Origin of the sequence: Clostridium sp. SGI.024 (assembly GCF_050315195.1) — a bacterium.
Classification (GTDB): domain Bacteria; phylum Bacillota; class Clostridia; order Clostridiales; family Clostridiaceae; genus Clostridium.
In genome coordinates this window covers 39,017-58,492 of sequence record NZ_JBNPON010000011.1, presented here as the reverse complement: position 1 = coordinate 58,492, position 19,476 = coordinate 39,017, and the positions used below count along the sequence as shown (strand labels likewise).

The following is a 19,476-nucleotide window of genomic DNA, read 5'->3' as shown; positions in this document are numbered from 1 at the left end:
ACCTACCTCCTTTAGCTGGATTACATAAACATATCATCATTCCAAACGAGTTTTACCAAATCAACGAGTACTGCTATTCTCTCAGTAATCTCATTTTTGCCAAATGAAGCATACGATTTGAATCCAAGATTGTTATCTGCAATGAACTTCTTAAATTTAGGATTATTCTGATATGCCAAATCACCAAGCGATTCAGTATAGATATTGCCTTCGTTAGAACAATATTTCTTCAGTTTATAATCATACTTTGCATCATTTAAGCTGGCATTAATGCTCTTATGAAGAAGCAGTAACGCACCGATACTATTTCTCCAGCGTCTAAAATCATCTTGGTCAGAATACTCTGCAGTAAACCATTCATAGTGGTCTGTAATAATATGTTCAATCTCGAAAGGATTCTTTGTTTGAGTATTCATATAATTACAGTAGTTTGATGCAACACCAGTCTGCTCCTCGATGAAACCAGTAATACGTGCAAGAATGTTCTTGATGTATTTCTTTGTAAAACTGTTAAGTCTCAAATCACTTAATGCTGCTGCAGGGTCAAAAGCAAGATTGATATACTGTTGTTCTAATTTCTGTTTCAATGTAGGAATATCTGTCATACGGATATCTTTGGTTACATTGAAAACGAAGTTTTTGATTGTACTGTAATCAACAGAACGATAATTAGTCACTCTGGATACAATTAGCACATCTATAAATCTAGCTACCAAATTAATTTTCTCGATGATTACTGGCCATGAATCCTCATAGCATACAGGAGCCAGTAAAAGCTGTGGCTGTAATGTGAAGTTAACCTGCGCATTGTAATATACATATTTTGTTTCTTCAGCAAAGGTTGTTTCAGCCTGACGAATGCGCTCATAAACCTCTGCGAATTTTGCAAATTTCTTTATGAACAGCTCAAAATCATCGGAACCATTAAGCCCTAACTTATCGCGTTCATCTCGCACCCATTTATGGAAGGAACCACCGATGATGTCGAAATCCTTATTTACTGCACCGGCTTTTGTCTCACGGATTGTTTCTGCATAGTGAGCTCTAAGCCAAGCTTTAATAAATGTCTCGTCACCCTTGTCATCATCTTTTTTCAATGTAAGAACTTTATCCTTCCAAATACCATTCATCTTTTCACGTGATGAATCAGATTTGATTTCTGAAAGAATATAACCCTTTAACATTTCTGTAGATGTAAGGCTCAAACCACGGTCGTTCATTGTAACAAATACTTTATGAGCATCCTGCTCAGTTGTTGCTACAATTTCTATAAAGAATACTTTTTCCGCAACCCAATCGCAGAAATGCAGCAACATATCATCTGTAATATCAGCTGGGAAAACATCCTGAATATCTTGATAACGGCCATAAAGATTTTTTACTGATTCTCCGGCACCTGTAGTATCAAAATCAGTATCGTTGAAAATTGCATTCATACAATCCTGACGGTCATCAACGTTGATATTGAAAGACTTTGTACCAAAGGATTCTGAGAAAATCATAGTCTCAATCATGTTATAACTCTGGCCGATGGTCTTTAATCTGTTGTTAAGGTACATCAACAATAGTGTCAAAGACGAGAATCTCTGCTGGCCATCAATGATTGCATTTTCTCTTCCGGCCAGAACAATAGAACCCATGAAATATGCACCGTAATCAGCTACAGCTTGTCTTAGGTCATCTGTTTTATAATATTCCAAGAATTCTGATGTAAGGTCATCAATCAATTCTTCTATGTGCTTACGCTGCCACATATATTCACGCTGATAATAGTGAATAGAATATTTCGTATTCTGTAATAATTGTTTTAGATTCTTAGGTGAACCTTCAATTTTCTTCATTAGGCGTCCTCCTCCAGAAACAGTCCCGGAACATTAAACTTAATGCTGGCTGCTTCTGTCATTACGCTCGTATTGCCACATGTAAGCAACGAGCTTTTTAATTTTAATTCACCACCACTACCATCATGAACAACATATTCATCTTTATGATTTCGGATATATGTTGCCGATTCTCGTGAGAAACCATTTCTCTGCAATAAAATCGTTAACGGATTAGTCGTTCCGAATTCAACATATTCATACCAGTTATTATCAAACTCGGTAACGTCGTGAACCTTTTTATATTCGTTTGAAAATCTCAGGAAGTAGTTCGAAATGCTAAACAAGATAACATTTTCAATTACTTCTAATGTATCTGCAAAAACCACATTTCTGTGTTCCTTCGACCTATCATTATATGTGGTAGGCGGCTGATATGCCGACACCCTGAAATTATCCGGATGGTTTTTATGATATTCAATAGCTCTCTTCATGATATAGCTCAATCCTGAGCCTTCCATCCATTGACAGAGGATAACCGCATACCACTTTCTTTTTGATTCGCTTCCTAACGTAGATTTCTCATAAATTGGCCAATCAAAAATATCCGACAGCTTATTAAAAAACTCAATAACATCTGCATATACAAAACCACCATTACAAGGTGGATATGTTAGGCCTTGCTTGATAGCGATAATTAGTTTCTTCGTTTGGTCTACCGATGTGTTGATATCATCATCTGGTAAAGTTGGTGACTCCTTAAACTTTTCTCTGATGGCAACTTCATCTTCTACTGTAAAGAAGTCAGCAAATTCTCTATGAACAAGGCTGTCACGTTCTTCCATAATGTCACGAAGCAGAATCAAACCAAACTTTCGCATCATAACATAAGATTCATCTGATTGGTCATCTCGTCTTCTTGGTATTTCGGAACTACCAGTTTTAAGAATGTCCGCTATGTATTTTTTCTCAATCTTCTTTAACACATCAGGGTTAGTAGTAATGGAAAGCTCCTGTTCTGGAACTGGTGCTTGCAGCATGTCAATATAGCTTTCTGCAGCTACTGACCTATCTTCAGACACAAAGAAAACATTTCCATATAAGTTGTAACTGATACGTCCAACACGACCTATCAGGTTTCTGAAATCCACAGGATTCATTTTTCTACGGAAAATCTTATTATCTGTGATGAAGAGATTGTCTGCCGGAAGATTTACACCTTCTAATAAAGTGCTGGTGCAGAACATCGTGGTAATATTACCTTTTTGAAACAACTCTTCAATTCGTGTACGTATAGAAGCCGGCAAATAACCAATATGGTAAGCCACGCCTTTCTTTATCATTCCGGCAAGATAATAATCTCCATGAACTTCCTGCATTATATCTCGTGATAGAGAATCTAATTCCGGGTCATTCTTATCATTTACACCGGGTGAATCTGCAAAATCTCTTGCAGCTGCTATGGCCTTGGTTCTGCCATTATAATAAACAATAGTTTGACTTCTCTGTTCAGGTGGTAATCTAAGATTCTTGCCTTCAAATAACAGAAGCATCTTATTTAATTTATCTAATCCGGTACCTATCTTTGCAATATTGATTGTTTTATTGGTACGTTCATTGTAGATATCAATTTTACCATTGATGAAATCCATCAGGAACTTCACCTGTACAACCGGAGAATAAGTGGTTGCAAGTTTACTTTCATCGTTGTTTTCAATGATGTCATTCATCAAGCGAAGGTATACCTGCGGATTTGGTATATTCGGCGAAGCAAATATAAAATGTGGCTTCCTATCTCTTTGAAGAAGCATGTCTACAACTTTATAGTAGAATGGGCCTCGGCTATTCTTACCAGAAAGCTTATGTGCCTCATCAATAAACAAATAATCCACCTGCAAATCTGGCTTGCTTATCAACAAATATAATAATCGTTCCGGTGTAAGAACCAGAATAAAGTTATGCTCCTCTTCCAAAGCAATATCACTAGCTGCGGTCACAACACGGTAGTTACAATTTTCGAGATTATTCTCAAGGTCTTTTATAACCTTTGCTCTTACTTCATTTATAAGCGCTTTGGTAGGAACAATTAATGCATAGTTCTTTTGCGAACCGTGCATGATTTCATCCTTAATGAACATTCTCATTATGAATGATTTTCCCATTGATGTTGGCCCAGAATAACTGAAGCATGGGTCAGATAAATGGTCATAGGCTTCCTTTTGAGCATTGAAGAACTTCATCTCCGGTGCAGCTGGAATTGTAAGATAGTCATTCCTAAATTGCGCAAAGATTTTCTCAAAAGTATTTATGTTCTCATATTCAGAATTAATAAGCTGTAAGCCTTGATGATTACCAGTGCTTGAAAACACTGAACCAGCATATAATTTGACCAGTGGATTATCTGAATCGATTTCATTAAGGAGTATTATCAACTCCTGTGCCCACATTTTATGTATGTCGCTTCTAGTTGGATGTGTAGACTTTGAAAGTAAATCTGCAAAACGTAACGCATCCTTAAGTTCAAATTCTTTAGGGCTTTTCTGCTTTTCTAACTGAAACAACTTCAAAGCATAGTTGTACAGTATTTTTTCATGCAATTCATTTAGATAAGCGTTACTTTCGATGTCGACAAATAAAGCTTCTCCTAATGACTTCTTTTCACTCATAGGTCAACATCTCCCTTCATAACAGCTTCCATAATCGCTTTCTTTTCATCTTCTGCATCATTAAATGGAAGCACATAGAAATAGAACGAATGCTGTCCTAGGAAATTATCATTAATCTTTTTCAATATATAATCGATATTACGTCTGATATCTTCCTGCAATTTCTCCTCAACTATCTGAGGGAATTCAGCAACACTGTACCTTGTCGGGTCAAGACCAATCGTATACCCCAGAAAAACTCCGTATGATGTATTGTATGATGTGGTCTTATTCGGTGATGGAAGAAAGATTTCCTTAGCAAGCTCCACTTCATCTTCATTAAGTAAGCGGTCAAAAATAACATTGTCAACCATATGGAGCTCTTTATCTTCGTTGTTTTCAATTTCAAGAATGCTGTCAAAAGCAGCATCAATCGCATATGTTAAGTCGCCAACAATACTTGATGCTCCAAACACAACCTGATGATATGGCAGACCAGATGTTTTGCTTGTCAACAAATGGATGCCATCACAAGTGCTTGCATATTGCTTAGCATCAGTAGATAATTCAACGCGGCTCATTAACTTAGGTGCGTTTAGTTTTTCCTCTAAAAAGGAATATAGGAGCATTTCACCAAGTTCAGCTCCAGTACCCTTAACATCGGCACCACCATTTTTATTAAGAACTCGGATTGCCTGTGCCCCAACAGCGAAGGCATCTCCGGTAACCTTAAATCTCTCTATTCTGGCGCGTGAGAATACATACTCGCCAATATTACGATATAGAAGAGTTTTCATCTCTTCTGGATTAAACTTATTGTTTCTGATTTTCAAATGAAACAGGCGCAGTTGTCCTTCAGTCGTCCACGCCACCTTTTCCGGCTGTGTAACTTCGTGAAAGACTGAGTCGAAATCGCCATGTAATGTTTTAGATAACGCCTCGCTCATACTGCGCCTCCTTCATCATTTTTATTTTTTGTCTCCGTATGGAACTGTATCTTCAGCTACCATACTCATTGTTGGTTTTGGTTCTGGATACTTTACAATCTTGCTTCCAGCATTTGGCTCATATGTCATGTTAAATACCATATCTGACAGCCACTTCTTGAAAGAAGGATTGTCTTGGAATTGTTTGAAAAGTTCCATATTATCTGCCATTACTGAGAAGATAACCTGCTGTAATGCACGTTCACTTTCCATACGAGCATTTTGTTTATCAGAATTCTTCATAGCATTCTGATACTTCTCGTCCTTCGCAACCATGTCCGGAATTGCAATAATCTGCCTACGAACATTATCTGGCTCCTTCCAGTCAATGTTTCCAAACATATCGTTAAAGTCATTCAGAATAATAGATAATAAATCCATTTCAGGATTAACAATATGTCCCGTACTACCAGCTGGAACCGGAGCCACTTCTGCATCAGCATCTTCCAACTTAATAGACATAGATTCCTGCGCTTCCAAACGATAACTATCAAGGTCTATTACATCAAGAATACCCTCTGAGAAATCATCGTTTCTTGGTGATGGAAGCTTTGGAATAAGTAGGTTCAAGAATATTGAAAGTTTCTCCCACTCAGCATCACCATAAGGTAAAATCGCACCAAGGAATCCATAAGTACGGCAAAACGCCTTTGCTGAACTTTTGAACTTAATCTGGTCTTCAGTATCAAGATTTTTATAAACAACGGTGCAAGCGTCAAGAATAGGGTCAAGCATATCTCTTTCAGCACCATTTAAATACAGGTCTACAAGTTTTTCCACGTGGTCGTTTGAATAAACTTGATATCCTTCCATTGTTGCTATGAGGTCATACAGCTTGTTAGGGTCTGTTTCACCAGACAACAATGTTGTTCTATAATATCGTGAGAATGATTGTTCAATCATCTCTGGCTTATTTGCAAAATCCAAGACAAAAGTATCATGCTTCATCGGATGACATCTGTTCAGACGCGATAACGTTTGAACTGCCTTAATATCATAAAGCATCTTATCCACGTACATTGTGTGCAATAAAGGCTCGTCAAATCCTGTCTGGAACATATCAGCAACAACAAGCAGACGATAAGGGTCTGTTTTCAATGTTTTTGGAATCTTTGCATCTGTAAAACCATTCATTGAGGCTGATGTCAACGCCGGTTCCTGTCCCTGATACTTATGCTCTCCAGAGAAAGCTACGATAGCCTTATATGGACTATGTCTTGCTGCAAGGCATTTGTTTATTGCATAGTAATATTCGATACAACGAGGTATGCTTGATGTAACAACCATAGCACGAGCTTGTCCACCGATTTTTCCTTTTGAAATAACCTGTTCGTGAAAATGCTCAACCATCATTTCTGCCTTCTGAGCAATCGTGTAGCTATCACTTTCAACAAACGCTCTTAATTTCTTCTGCGCTCGTTTCTTGTCAAACATCGGGTCATCCTGCACAGTTTTCATTAGCTTATAATAGCTTGCAATCGGTGTGTAATACTTCAGTACATCCAGAATAAAACCTTCCTGAATAGCTTGCTTCATTGTGTATACATGGAATGGTCGGTGCTTTATTTCATCTCCGTCTTGATATGGCACACCAAAGGTCTCCAATGTCTTGTTTTTTGGAGTTGCTGTAAAAGCAAAGTAGCTTGCATTTGTTAACAGCTTTCTTCCTTCCATCATTGCATTAATTTTATCTTCGTTGTCCATCTCATCATCAGATGCAAGACCAGACAGAGCAAGGTTCATCTGTGCAGAGTTTCTTCCGCTTTGACCAGAATGTGCTTCATCAATAATTACTGCAAACTTATTATTTTTATGCTTAGCACCAATGTCCGGAACCACATAAGGAAACTTTTCTATTGTAGTTATAATAATACGCTTTCCATCTTTGATGGCATCTCGTAAGTCACCGGAATGTTCAGCCCATGCTACAGTGTTTGCCACTTGCATGAACTGCTTAATATTATCTCTTATCTGTTTATCGAGAATTCTACGGTCTGTAACTACAAGAACCGAATCCAACATTGGATGTCCGTCCTGCTCCAATTCAATAAGCTGATGTGCAAGCCAAGAAATGGAATTTGACTTACCAGAACCTGCGCTGTGTTGAATCAGATATCTCTTCCCAATACCATTTTCCTTGACATCAGCTAATAGCTTTTCAACAACATCCAGCTGATGATAACGAGGAAATATTTGTTTTACAGTCTTTTTCTTAGTATCTGGGTCTTCTTCAACTACTACCTGCGCATAGTTTTCAATAATTCTGCTCAACTTATTCTTTGTGAGGATTTCCTTCCAAAGATAGTCAGTCATGATTCCATCCGGATTAGGAGGATTTCCTGCACCATCGTTATATCCCTTATCAAAAGGAAGAAACCAGCTGTTCTTGCCATCAAGTTTCGTACAGAATTTCACACGAGCATCGTCAACAGCAAAATGTACCATACAACGCTTGAATTGGAATAAAAGTTCTTTTGGGTCGCGGTCATCTTTATACTGCTGAACAGCATCATCAACATCCTGCTTTGTAAGTTGATTCTTTAGCTCAAATGTAATAACAGGAAGCCCATTGATAAAGATGCACATATCAAGGGCCAGTCTTGTAGAGTCATTAGAATACATCAGCTGTCTTGTTACACTGAAAATATTCTTTTCGTACATTTCCTTGGCTTTTGCATTATTTTCAGTAGGCATCAAATAGAACATAATCAAGCTGGCAGGATAGACCTTAACACCATTACGAAGAACATCAATAATTCCTCTTTTAGCAATTTCACCTTGTAAACGGTTCAAGAACTGATTCTTCTTGATTTCTGATTTAAAAACTCCAAGCTTATCTAAAGAATCCGGCTGAGTGTCCTGAAGAAAGCGGAACAAACGAGTTTCATCAATAGCATAATCGCGATTATAGTCTGCGTTGGTGCCTTGCTCATAGCCATTCTGCTCAACAAGCCATTTCACAATTAAGGCTTCAAGACCACTTTCTTTTGTGTTTGTAAATGCCACGATTTACACCTCCTCGTCAGTTGACTCCTCATCTAAATCTTCATCATCAGAGTCATCATCTGTTTCATCAATATAATCATATTCAGGTATTACTATATTTCTAACATCTATTTTCCCTGTAACAACATCAGAAATGAGTTTGTTCTTCATCTCACGTAAAGTTTCAATTTCGGCCTCTATTTTTTCTATAGTTACCTGATATTTCTTCTTCAAATTATCTAAATAATCAACAATTTCATCCTGTTCTTCTTGTGGGGGATATACAGTATATATAGCACCAAAAGCTGGGGTATATAGTCGATTAAATCCACTACCAACTCCTCTTGAAGCATTAGCAAATTGTTCCACTTGAAAAGGATTTCTGAATACATACTCATAAAATTTAACATTTACATATCTATCTTTTGAAGGATTAAATACACTATAATCCGGTGATACGCATCCTTCACAAGTTACACATATGAACATTCCGCTCCATGCTTGCATTCTATTTTCAAGTAATTGTCCCGGCACAACTTTTCGATAATTAGTTAAATCAGATGCACTTGGTTCTTTGTCAGATGCTTCTGAAAAAGGAATTAACCCTCTTTTTCTGCTAAAAGTAAGCAATTCCAAATCTCCATTTACATTTCTTTCATTTGTTTCATCAAATAACCATTTTATTTTAATTGGTTTCCAATTTTTAGGGATATCTCCCATCCAAAAAACACCACTATCTTTAAGCTCTGTACCTCTTATTCCGTGAGTTACAGCACTATTAACCGAAAAAAGTAAATGCTCATTTATTCTTGCGATTTCTTTTCGTTTTGTCGCTATCAGTTTATTAATCTTTGATAGTTGCCAATCCAAATATCTTATTATTTGGTCTTGTTCATCCTTAGGAGGAATTGGCAAAAGAACATTATTCAAGTAATCCATTGAAATTCTCATTCGAACAGTGTTTAACTTTCCGGTGCTCGATTCATGTATTAAAATGCCTTTTCCTAACCCAAGTAAGCTTCTTTGAAAAGTAATCAATCTAAAAATTCGATGATAATACCAAACATTGCATTGTTGTTCGTCTCTTGGAAAAAGGGCATAGTAAACTGGACTTATAGCACCAACCCACTTTGAAACTCCAGCTGCTCCAGATACAACATTCATGCAATTAACAAGTAAATCATTTTCGCGACAAACATTATATAATGTTAAATCATCTTTAGGTTTATTTCCTCCAGCACCTTCTTTTTCAGCAACTGGAACAACGCCCTGCTTAGCCGTCAAAGAAAGAATAAAATCTGTTACAACTGGATTATTTCTTTCTTTCCTTTCTTGAAAAATTCGCTTTATTCTGAGTAAATCCCAGTGTTCAGGAACATCTCCCATCCATCCAATATTTGAAGGTTTATAGTTTTCGTATTTTTTCATTCCTCTAATCCCTCCAAAATATCACTAAGCATACCATCTGTTTCCTTTTCCAAAAGTTTGAGCTCCTCAACTATGCTTTTCATATCTCTCAGTTCCATAGGCCTATAGAAATACTTAATGAAGGATAATTCATAACCAATTTTAATCGACTTATCGTCAACCCATGCATCTGGAGCATAAGGAAATACTTCATTCTCAATGAATTGTTCAATTCCTCCAACATACTTAAAAGGTATAATCTCTGTTGTTCTCAAGTCAGCATCAGCCTCGCCAGCAATCGCTTTAGCAGATGGATCTTTCTCGGTAATATATGGGCGTATTTTTTTGAGTAAGACAGCCTTAAGTTTTGTTTCTTTTGAGAAAGCACTCCAATCATCCAAATGAGCACTACTACTTAAGGACTTCAAAACAAGCTTTACTTGTTCGTACTCTTCTTCTTTCTTAAATAATGTTCTCGGTATTTTCTTTTCTGGGAATACTCTAAGTCTTAAAGGCCTTTCAACTGTTACTGACCAAAAAGCAAATTCATCGTTATCAAAAACATGACTGACTGAGCTCTCTTCCATCTCAAGAAAAATTCTAATTATCTCTTTTCTGATAGTTTCTGATAATTCACAGTTTTTCTTACCCATATTTTTACGTAGCGGAGATTTCATTGATGATGCATCAATAAGCTGAATCTTTCCTTTTCTTCTTTCTTCCTTCTTATTTGATAACACCCAGATATACGTTCCCAACGGTGTGTTGTAAAACATGTTATCTGGAAGAGCTATGATTGCTTCCACTAAATCATTTTCAATCATATATCTTCTCGCATTACTTTCTCCTGAACCAGCATCTCCAGTAAATAAGGAGGAAGCATTATGAACCTCAGCAATGCGGCTTCCAAGCGGAGTGTCATTCTTCATTTTTGCCACATTGTTCAATAAGAAAAGAAGCTGACCATCACTTGTTCTTGGAATCATAGTAAGTTGTGTTCCATCTTCCAAATAAGTATTGAATCTACTATCGAGAATATCCTTCTTACCGCCCATTTTCTCAGCATCTGTTTTCCAGCTCTTTCCGTATGGAGGATTAGCAAGCATAAAATCGAACTGACGAGAAGCATTTCCATCTGCAGATAAAGTCGAACCATAAGCAATATGTTCAGCTTGTTCACCATCACCTTTCAAGAGCATATCAGCCTTACAAATCGCATAAGTCTCTGGATTGATTTCCTGTCCAAAAAGATGAATAGAAACGTTCTTATTTCTTCTTTTTGCAAGAGTCATAACTCTATCCTGCGCAACGGTAAGCATACCACCAGTACCGCAGGCACCGTCATAACATGAATATGTAGCATCCATAATCTGGTCCGCAATTGGCATAAAAATCAAATCAGCCATAAGGTCAACTACATCGCGAGGTGTCCAGTGTTCTCCAGCTTCCTCGTTGTTTGCTTCGTTAAATTTACGAACTAACTCTTCAAATACTGTGCCCATACCATGATTATCCAAAGCCGGAAGCTTAATTGTGCTCATAGTATCATCTGTATATACAGGCTTTGGACTAAGATTGATAGTAGGCGAAACAAACTTCTCAATAACTGCACCAAGGATATCGGCATCAATCATCGTATCAATCTGATTGCGGAATTTGAACTTTTCCAATATTTCCTGCACATTAGGTGAAAATCCATCTAAGTAGGCTTCGAAGTCAACCTTCAGAGTCTGCTTCTTAGCTCGACTTGTAAGGTCTTTTAATAAGAATGGTGATGAGTTGCAGAAAGCCTGACCTGCTGCATTACAAAGAGCTGGCCACTGGTTAGTTATACCTGCTGCGTCCATTTTTTCCTTCATCGCAAGAACTGCTGGTTTAGTATCCTCTAACATAGCGTCAAGACGACGAATAACTGTCATCGGAAGAATAACATCACGATACTTACCGCGAACATACACGTCACGCAGACAGTCATCAGCAATTCCCCATATAAAACTCACAATCGCATTGTGTACTTGATTATCCATATTTTCATCCATACCTTTCTTTGACTAATTTTGTCTTTTTGATGGTAGGTACACTCCCACATCATAATTCTATAAAATCATGTGTCCTAAAAAACGGACAGCTTATTCATCTGTCACAGAATTATCATCTGCAGCGCCACCGGAACGAATCCAATCATCAACTTCTGATAGTTTAAATTTCCAGAGGCGACCAACTTTATATGCTGGCATATTTCTTTTTGCAATCCACTGCAAAATGGTGTCACGACCAACACCTAAATATTCCTGAACTTCTTTCAAGGTTGACCATTTTTCAATAGCTTGTTCTTTCACGCGTTTACCTCCGTCTCTAATTGCGCTTAAACTTTGCGTCTATCGTTACGCAAAATAACGAATCTCTTTCTGGGAAACAATTCTCTCCATCAGAATCCTGCATTTCCCACTTACAATGTGTTACTCCATCGAAGCCACGTCCATCAAAGGTCGTGGTTATTTTTATTCTTTCATTCGGCTTTACATCCGGAATATCAATAACATCGGGATGCGCTTCGGGCCTATCTTTAGGGCCGCGTTTATTTACTAATTTTCTTCCAGTCCAGACAATCTTTCCGGTATTCATCAATTCCCATGTATGCGTCACAGAATCATAACTGGCAATCTCATGTCTTGTATTTTGATAAACAGAAACATTATCACCCTTATATAGCGGTTGCCTGTATTCCTTATCTTTTAAATCAATACCTTCGAGTTTTATCTGCTGGTAATCAAGAATCACCGTATCATCTACGTCTTCGGAATCACTATCAATTAGTAATTTCATTTGTCGCGTTAGTGCAATGGCTAACGCTTTTTTATTTGGCTCATCCTTAACAGGAACTCCCCATTCTAATAAAACTGCATCTGCATCATTTATCTGGTTTTCAAAGAACTGTACCAGAGAATCATAGTTTTCTTTTCCTCTAAGCGGATACTTCTGATTCAACACAAATCCTTTAGCACCTGTAAATAGCTGCTTGGCATAACTCTTTGATACATTACCGTCTCCACTCGCTGTGAATAAAGCAATTATGAACTTATCTTGGCTTTTTATATTAGGACAGGCAGGGTAAACACATCTACATATATCTTCAAGTTTCACTCAAGCACCACCTCCTACAGATATTTACAATAAATCACTCTACATTATATACCAAAAACCAACAAAAATCAATCCTTTGCCATATTAACAAATTGTAAATCATTATAAACCGACAATAACCGGCATTCAAAAAAGTGTCTTTCAAAGTGTCCAAAGTGTCTTTTTTTCTGTATTTGGCTCAATTTTAAGTGTCTTTTTCGCTTGGTATAACTATTACAGAATCGATTCTAACTCTTTCAAAAAGGAGGATTAGAAAATGCAGAAGCATGAAATCGAAATGTGGAAAACCAATATCGAGAATGCCGCTTCCATAGTGGCAGCCGAGTATGGTTCTGCTGTTGTTAATTCGGTCTTCGCAAGATATGAAGCAACTGGATTACACAACTTAGCTTCCTGCTATTACAGCGAAGTCTTCGCTGACTTAGAGCAGATAGCCAATGACAACTAAATAAATAACCGTCCCGGACACGACGTTAAACTGTCTGGCCCAACTACCAATTCACCATCTTCGTGGCCACGTGGTGTGTTTGCAATTGATAGAAAGGTCTAACAAGTAAATACAGTGCCAGCTTAGCAAACGAGCTGGTCACCAGAAACAAAGCGGAGTTATCCGCATGAGGTGACCAACTATGAATATTAATACTGGCAGCCATGCTTCTTTACTCCGCTTGGAAATTCAAGCCAACGGAGGTAAAAGACATGGCAAACAAAGACAATCAGAGTCAAAGATTCATCTACATCCGTTCACTCAAGGAAAAGGTTCCTTGTACTGAACAGCAATTTCAGGAATTCTATCGTGAAGCAACTCGCATCCGTAAGAAGGAACAGTACTATCATCGCTGCAAGTGCCCTAAGCAGTTCATCTGGGCCTGTGATGGTGATTGTGAGAATTGTGAACATCATTTAGGTTATAGGCTTCTTTCACTTGATGCACCAATGACTGAAGATGGACGCACCCTTCTTGAATCAGAAGAGCTTGCTACTCCTGACTTAATGGAAGAAGTCATCAGCGACAGAATCTTATTAGAACAGCTCTTCCAGCGTTTAAGAGAACTCGACCCGGACGCGGATAAGATTATCGAATACTGGAAAGACGACTGCTCTATCTCCGACAGAGAAATTGCTAAACGCTTAGGTCGTAAACAGCGTACCTTTGCAGACCAGATGAAGAAAATCAGAACCGAACTTCATAAGGTTCGCGGCTACTAATACATAGGTAGCAACTCGTCCCTCTGACCGTCTATCAAAAGATTGTCAGAGGGATTTTAACTTTTTTCAAAATTTCTCCGCTCAAATCGTCGCCCTCTCTCCAGTGGAAAAGTGTAAGGCACGAAACAACAAGCCTTGCAACTAACACAGATGGGAGGTGACGACGATGAGAGAACACTACTTCGATTCCGGTGGTACCGACGCTGAAGTGATTGCAGTACTTAAAGCAATCAGTCAGGTATCAGCAAGAATGGCGAGAAATATGACAATCCTCGCAAAGCAAAGACAATCTAAGGAAGGAGAAATTCACCATGAGCAAAATGAGCGATATGGCTATGACTATCGAAAAGTTACGCAATGCAGCCGCTGCTATTAATGAAGCAGCCAATTGGTTAGCTGCACAGTTTAGCTCAGATGCTGATGCGACTCCGGTAGCAGAAGCAAAAACAGAAAAGAAACCGGAACTTACATTAGAAGAGGTACGTGCTGTCTTAGCAGAAAAGTCTCGTGCAGGACATACAGCTGCTATCCGTACTCTGCTTCAGAAATATGGAGCTAAGAAGTTATCCGGTGTAGACCCTAAACACTATGAAGCCTTGTTAAAGGATGCGGAGGAACTGGATGATGGCAAGTAAAGCACATGCGGTCTTATCCGCTTCAGCATCACATCGCTGGCTTCACTGTCCACCTTCAGCAAGGTTATGTGAAACCTACGAAGACAAAGGTAGCAACTATGCTGCCGAAGGTACTGATGCTCATGAGCTTTGCGAGTACAAGGTTCGTAAAGCATTAAACATGAAAGCTTCAGACCCTACCGAAAACTTAACATGGTACAACGAGGAAATGGATGACTGCGCTAATGGCTATGCATCCTACATCCTTGAACAGGTAGAAGCCGCCAAAGAAACCTGCGCAGACCCAGTAGTCTTAATTGAACAGAGAGTTGATTTCTCACGCTGGGTTGAACAGGGATTTGGAACCGCCGACTGCATCATCATCGCAGATGGTACTCTTCGCATCATTGATTACAAACACGGACTTGGTGTCCTTGTATCAGCCGAAGATAACCCACAGATGAAATGTTATGCACTTGGCGCTCTGGAACTGTTCGATGACATCTACGACATTGATAACGTCAGCATGACCATCTATCAGCCTCGTCGTCAGAACATCTCTACCTATGAATTAAGCAAAGAAGATTTATACTCTTGGGCCGATGAGGTGTTGAAGCCAACTGCAGAACTTGCCTTTGCCGGTGATGGCAACTTCCTTTGTGGAGAATGGTGTGGTTTCTGTAAGGCCAAGCATGAATGTCGTGCCAGAGCAGAAGCTAATCTTCTACTTGCACAGCATGATTTCAAGCTTCCACCACTTTTGGAGGATACAGAAATTGAAGTCATCTTATCTCGTGTGGATGAGCTTGTATCATGGGCATCCGATATTAAGGAATACGCTCTTCAGCAGGCAATCAGCGGTAAGGAATGGACTGGCTGGAAGTTAGTCGAAGGTCGTTCTAACCGCAAGTACTCAAATGAAGCTGCAGTAATTGAAGCAGTCACAGATGCAGGATTTGACCCTTATGAAAAGAAGCTTCTTGGTATCACAGCCATGCAGAAGCTTTTAGGTAAATCTCGCTTCGATGAACTTCTTGCAGCCTACATCGAAAAGCCGCAAGGCAAACCTACTCTCGTTCCGGAAAGCGATAAGCGTCCGGCTATGAACAACGCAAAATCTGATTTTATGGAGGAAAATTAAATGAACAAGAATGTAAAAGTATCTAATCCTATGAAGGTAATCACTGGCCCTGACACTCGTTGGTCTTACGCTAACGTCTGGGAGCCTAAGTCAATCAACGGAGGTACACCTAAGTACAGCGTATCTCTTATCATCCCTAAGTCTGACACAAAGACTGTTGCCAAGATTAAAGCTGCTATCGAAGCTGCCTATAAGGAAGGCGAAAGCAAGCTTAAGGGTAATGGTAAGTCTGTTCCTGCTCTTTCTGTCATCAAGACACCTCTTCGTGATGGTGACCTTGAAAGACCTGATGATGCAGCCTATGCCAATGCATACTTCGTCAACGCCAACGCTACATCTGCACCGGGTATCGTAGATGCAGACCGCAATCCTATCCTTACTCGCTCTGAAGTTTATTCTGGTGTCTACGGACGTGCTAGCATCAGCTTCTATGCTTTCAACAGCTCTGGTAATAAGGGAATCGCTTGTGGACTTAACAACTTACAGAAGATTCGCGATGGTGAGCCTCTTGGCGGTAAAGCAAGTGCTGAGTCTGATTTCGCATCTGATGAAGATGACGATTTCCTTGATTAATGGAGGTGTCGACTATGGAAATGATTGAAGCTATCCTTATCATCATCCTTCTTTCTATCTGGCTTGTATTTAGCGTGGTATTCCTTATCACTGCTATCCAGAACTTCATCAACGACCACAAGCGTGAACAGCGCGAAGCTGACAAGGACAAGCGTGACCTTGAATATCACGAAGCTCGCATGAAGGAATACAGCAAATAAATACCCAACCGGAGGTGGCATCCAGTCATCTCCGGGATTATGAAAACGAGGTGACAATCAATGGATAATATGATTAATATCGCAAACCAGATTATTGTTTACTCCGTCTGCTACACTCTTATCTTCGTTGTCTATGGATATGTGTTCTATCACGTATTCAAGTTTATCGCACAGATTGTAATCTATGCATATAAGAAGCTGGCAGCAGATTGGCGTAAATGGCGCTCTGGTAAATAACATCAAGCAGGCGGCAGGAAGGAACATAACCTCTCTGCCGCTTGTGTTATAGAAAGGACAAGCTAATGAAAACATTAAGTATTGATATCGAGACTTACAGTGATGTACCGCTTCCAAAGACTGGTGTGTATCGTTACTGCGAGTCCGATAATTTTGAAATATTACTCTTCGCCTACAGTGTCGATAGTCAGCCGGTTCAGGTGATTGACTTAGCCTGTGATGAAACAATTCCTGAAGAGATAATTGCTGCACTTGAAGATGATGCTGTTATCAAATGGGCCTTCAATGCAGCATTTGAACGTATCTGTCTTTCAAGATTTCTTGGGTACCCTACTGGTACTTATCTATCTCCTGAAAGTTGGCGCTGTTCCATGATATGGGCCGCCACAATGGGACTTCCTTTATCTCTGGAAGGTGTCGGTGCTGTATTAGGTCTTGAACAGCAGAAGCTCACAGAGGGAAAAGACCTCATCAAATATTTCTGCCAGCCTTGTGCTGCAACAAAATCGAATGGTGGTAGAACGAGAAATCGCCATTTTCATGCGCCTGATAAATGGGAAGCCTTCAAGCGTTATAACATCCGAGATGTAGAAACTGAGATGGGTATCCAGCACAAGCTTCGTAAATTCCCGGTGCCTGATGAAGTCTGGGAGGAATACCATATCGACCAAGAAATCAACGACCGTGGTGTCAGACTTGATATGGAATTGGTGCAGCAGGCAATTGCAATGGATACTCGTTCACGTGAAGAGTTAACCGCTGCCATAAAAGATATGACTGCACTTGAAAATCCAAACTCCGTCCAGCAGATGAAGCAATGGCTATCGAATAATGGCATCGAGACAGATAGTCTTGATAAGAAAGCTGTGGCTGAACTCTTAAAGGATGCACCAGATAATCTTGCTGATGTACTTACCCTTCGTCAGCAGCTTGCCAAATCATCTGTGCGTAAATATCAGGCTATGGAGAAAACTGTCTGCAGCGATGGCCGTGCACGCGGCATGTTTCAATTCTATGGAGCAAACAGAACCGGTAGATTCTCCGGTCGTAATATCCAGTTGCAGAACCTTCCACAAAACCACTTGCCTGATTTATCAGAAGCAAGAAGTCTTGTAAGAAGCGGTGATTTTGATGGTGTTGAACTCTTATATGAAGATGTGCCAGATACATTATCCCAGCTTATTAGAACTGCATTTATTCCTAGAGAAGATTCTCTATTTTATGTTGCTGATTTCTCTGCTATTGAAGCACGTGTTATCGCATGGTTTGCAGGTGAATCTTGGAGGCAACAGGTCTTTGAAAATGGCGGCGACATCTACTGCGCTTCTGCGTCTCAGATGTTTAAGGTTCCTGTTGAAAAGCACGGAATCAATGGTCACTTGCGTCAAAAAGGTAAGATTGCTGAACTGGCACTTGGATATGGAGGCAGTGTCGGTGCCTTAAAAGCAATGGGCGCTCTTGACATGGGCCTTAGTGAAGATGAACTTCCTGCTCTTGTTGATGCATGGAGACAAGCCAACCCTCGTATCGTTGAATTCTGGTGGGCAGTCGACCGTGCTGTTATGGAAGCTGTTAAATATAAACATACCACTACAGATTATGGACTGACCTTCTCTTGCAAAAGCGGTATGTTGTTCATCACTCTTCCTTCAGGCAGAAAGCTCGCTTATGTGAAGCCGAAAATCGGAACCAATAAGTTCGGAGGTTCCTGCATCACCTATGAAGGCGTTGGTGGAACTAAGAAATGGGAACGCCTCGATTCTTACGGGCCGAAGTTCGTCGAGAATATTGTACAGGCAACTGCTCGTGATATTTTGTGCTATGCCATGAAAACACTACGCTGCTGCTCCATCGTGATGCATATTCATGATGAACTTGTTATCGAAGCAGACCCGAAGGTATCTCTTGATGCAATCTGTGAACAGATGGGCCGAACACCGCCTTGGGCTAAAGGCTTACTTCTTCGTGCAGATGGATACACCACACCTTTTTACAAAAAAGATTAAATATCTCCGCTCAAATCGAGCGTTCATCTCCAGTGGGAAATTAGAGGTGGACGCTCTTTTTATGTCTGCCGGAAAGGAGGACTCTGGTATGAGCATCAGTAAATACAATAGCGAAGGTTATCCTGACCCAACAGCACACGGTGCATTGGAGATTATTAAACAGGAAGAACATGCCCTTCGTGCTTTCAGGCCTATCGTTTATATCTGCTCACCCTACGCTGGTGACATTGAAGCAAACATAGCTGCTGCAAGACGATACAGTCGTTTCGCTGTGGATGTCGGATATATTCCGATAGCTCCACATTTGCTTTTTCCACAATTCCTTGATGATGAAAATCCAAAAGAACGTGAGCTTGGTTTGTTCTTCGGAAACGCCCTAATGAGTAAATGCTCTGAAGTCTGGGTATTCGGCAGTCGCATCTCAGAAGGAATGAAAGCAGAAATCAACCGTGCCAAGTGGAAGAACTACCGCTTGCGTTATTTCACAGAAGAATGTCAGGAGGTTTAAG

At 39.6% G+C, this 19,476-nt stretch carries 16 protein-coding genes; 8 read left to right on the top strand and 8 right to left on the bottom strand.

Annotated elements, in window-relative coordinates:
- Positions 1 to 20: 20 nt before the first annotated feature.
- From ACQRD5_RS05675 to ACQRD5_RS05640, 8 genes are all read right to left on the bottom strand, one after another.
- A complete protein-coding gene (locus ACQRD5_RS05675) occupies positions 21 to 1,841 on the bottom strand; it encodes a DUF262 domain-containing protein (RefSeq protein ID WP_427746589.1) in 1,821 nt (606 codons plus the stop codon).
- A complete protein-coding gene (locus tag ACQRD5_RS05670; protein WP_427746588.1) occupies positions 1,841 to 4,486 on the bottom strand; it encodes a DEAD/DEAH box helicase in 2,646 nt (881 codons plus the stop codon). Before ACQRD5_RS05670 ends, ACQRD5_RS05675 begins: the two co-directional genes overlap by 1 nt.
- Positions 4,483 to 5,412, bottom strand: a complete 930-nt coding sequence (locus ACQRD5_RS05665) for a HamA C-terminal domain-containing protein (RefSeq protein WP_427746587.1) — start codon at positions 5,410 to 5,412, stop codon at positions 4,483 to 4,485. The genes ACQRD5_RS05670 and ACQRD5_RS05665 overlap by 4 nt, the downstream gene beginning before the upstream one ends.
- A gap of 21 nt (positions 5,413 to 5,433) precedes the next feature.
- Positions 5,434 to 8,457 carry a type I restriction endonuclease subunit R gene (locus ACQRD5_RS05660; protein ID WP_427746586.1) on the bottom strand — a complete coding sequence of 1,008 codons (3,024 nt, stop codon included), beginning with the start codon at positions 8,455 to 8,457 and terminating at the stop codon, positions 5,434 to 5,436.
- A 3-nt stretch (positions 8,458 to 8,460) separates the two neighbouring features.
- Positions 8,461 to 9,720 carry a restriction endonuclease subunit S gene (locus tag ACQRD5_RS05655; RefSeq protein ID WP_427746585.1) on the bottom strand — a complete coding sequence of 420 codons (1,260 nt, stop codon included), beginning with the start codon at positions 9,718 to 9,720 and terminating at the stop codon, positions 8,461 to 8,463.
- A 140-nt stretch (positions 9,721 to 9,860) separates the two neighbouring features.
- Positions 9,861 to 11,870: a type I restriction-modification system subunit M gene (locus ACQRD5_RS05650; RefSeq protein WP_427746584.1), complete on the bottom strand. Its 2,010-nt coding sequence runs from the start codon at positions 11,868 to 11,870 to the stop codon at positions 9,861 to 9,863.
- A 102-nt stretch (positions 11,871 to 11,972) separates the two neighbouring features.
- A complete protein-coding gene (locus ACQRD5_RS05645) occupies positions 11,973 to 12,182 on the bottom strand; it encodes a helix-turn-helix domain-containing protein (protein WP_427746583.1) in 210 nt (69 codons plus the stop codon).
- Positions 12,183 to 12,198: 16 nt separating this feature from the next.
- Positions 12,199 to 12,987 carry a hypothetical protein gene (locus ACQRD5_RS05640; protein WP_427746582.1) on the bottom strand — a complete coding sequence of 263 codons (789 nt, stop codon included), beginning with the start codon at positions 12,985 to 12,987 and terminating at the stop codon, positions 12,199 to 12,201.
- 256 nt (positions 12,988 to 13,243) lie between these two features.
- Between ACQRD5_RS05640 and ACQRD5_RS05635 the strand changes: the two genes are divergently transcribed.
- The 8 genes from ACQRD5_RS05635 to ACQRD5_RS05600 all read left to right on the top strand — a co-directional run bounded on the left by ACQRD5_RS05635 (position 13,244) and on the right by ACQRD5_RS05600 (position 19,475).
- The gene (locus ACQRD5_RS05635) at positions 13,244 to 13,435 is read left to right on the top strand and encodes a hypothetical protein (RefSeq protein WP_427746581.1); all 192 of its coding nucleotides are present in this window, start codon (positions 13,244 to 13,246) and stop codon (positions 13,433 to 13,435) included.
- A gap of 251 nt (positions 13,436 to 13,686) precedes the next feature.
- A complete protein-coding gene (locus ACQRD5_RS05630; RefSeq protein ID WP_427746580.1) occupies positions 13,687 to 14,196 on the top strand; it encodes a sigma-70 family RNA polymerase sigma factor in 510 nt (169 codons plus the stop codon).
- 311 nt (positions 14,197 to 14,507) lie between these two features.
- Positions 14,508 to 14,831 carry a DNA ligase gene (locus tag ACQRD5_RS05625; RefSeq protein WP_427746579.1) on the top strand — a complete coding sequence of 108 codons (324 nt, stop codon included), beginning with the start codon at positions 14,508 to 14,510 and terminating at the stop codon, positions 14,829 to 14,831.
- Entirely contained in the window at positions 14,821 to 15,951 is a 1,131-nt protein-coding gene (locus ACQRD5_RS05620; RefSeq protein WP_427746591.1) for a DUF2800 domain-containing protein, read from the top strand. Before ACQRD5_RS05625 ends, ACQRD5_RS05620 begins: the two co-directional genes overlap by 11 nt.
- Positions 15,952 to 16,524, top strand: coding sequence for a DUF2815 family protein (locus ACQRD5_RS05615; protein ID WP_008978724.1), 573 nt, complete (start codon positions 15,952 to 15,954; stop codon positions 16,522 to 16,524).
- A 14-nt stretch (positions 16,525 to 16,538) separates the two neighbouring features.
- Positions 16,539 to 16,724: a hypothetical protein gene (locus ACQRD5_RS05610; protein ID WP_427746578.1), complete on the top strand. Its 186-nt coding sequence runs from the start codon at positions 16,539 to 16,541 to the stop codon at positions 16,722 to 16,724.
- 302 nt (positions 16,725 to 17,026) lie between these two features.
- Positions 17,027 to 18,967 carry a DNA polymerase gene (locus tag ACQRD5_RS05605; RefSeq protein WP_427746577.1) on the top strand — a complete coding sequence of 647 codons (1,941 nt, stop codon included), beginning with the start codon at positions 17,027 to 17,029 and terminating at the stop codon, positions 18,965 to 18,967.
- Positions 18,968 to 19,055: 88 nt separating this feature from the next.
- Positions 19,056 to 19,475 carry a hypothetical protein gene (locus tag ACQRD5_RS05600; protein ID WP_427746576.1) on the top strand — a complete coding sequence of 140 codons (420 nt, stop codon included), beginning with the start codon at positions 19,056 to 19,058 and terminating at the stop codon, positions 19,473 to 19,475.
- Position 19,476 lies beyond the last annotated feature (1 nt).

Coding starts and splice junctions, on each gene's coding strand:
- ACQRD5_RS05675 (WP_427746589.1), bottom strand. CDS start 1,841: ATGAAGAAAATTGAAGGTTCACCTAAGAATCTAAAACAATTATTACAG.
- ACQRD5_RS05670 (WP_427746588.1), bottom strand. CDS start 4,486: ATGAGTGAAAAGAAGTCATTAGGAGAAGCTTTATTTGTCGACATCGAA.
- ACQRD5_RS05665 (WP_427746587.1), bottom strand. CDS start 5,412: ATGAGCGAGGCGTTATCTAAAACATTACATGGCGATTTCGACTCAGTC.
- ACQRD5_RS05650 (WP_427746584.1), bottom strand. CDS start 11,870: ATGGATAATCAAGTACACAATGCGATTGTGAGTTTTATATGGGGAATT.
- ACQRD5_RS05635 (WP_427746581.1), top strand. CDS start 13,244: ATGCAGAAGCATGAAATCGAAATGTGGAAAACCAATATCGAGAATGCC.
- ACQRD5_RS05630 (WP_427746580.1), top strand. CDS start 13,687: ATGGCAAACAAAGACAATCAGAGTCAAAGATTCATCTACATCCGTTCA.
- ACQRD5_RS05625 (WP_427746579.1), top strand. CDS start 14,508: ATGAGCAAAATGAGCGATATGGCTATGACTATCGAAAAGTTACGCAAT.
- ACQRD5_RS05620 (WP_427746591.1), top strand. CDS start 14,821: ATGGCAAGTAAAGCACATGCGGTCTTATCCGCTTCAGCATCACATCGC.
- ACQRD5_RS05615 (WP_008978724.1), top strand. CDS start 15,952: ATGAACAAGAATGTAAAAGTATCTAATCCTATGAAGGTAATCACTGGC.
- ACQRD5_RS05610 (WP_427746578.1), top strand. CDS start 16,539: ATGGAAATGATTGAAGCTATCCTTATCATCATCCTTCTTTCTATCTGG.
- ACQRD5_RS05605 (WP_427746577.1), top strand. CDS start 17,027: ATGAAAACATTAAGTATTGATATCGAGACTTACAGTGATGTACCGCTT.
- ACQRD5_RS05600 (WP_427746576.1), top strand. CDS start 19,056: ATGAGCATCAGTAAATACAATAGCGAAGGTTATCCTGACCCAACAGCA.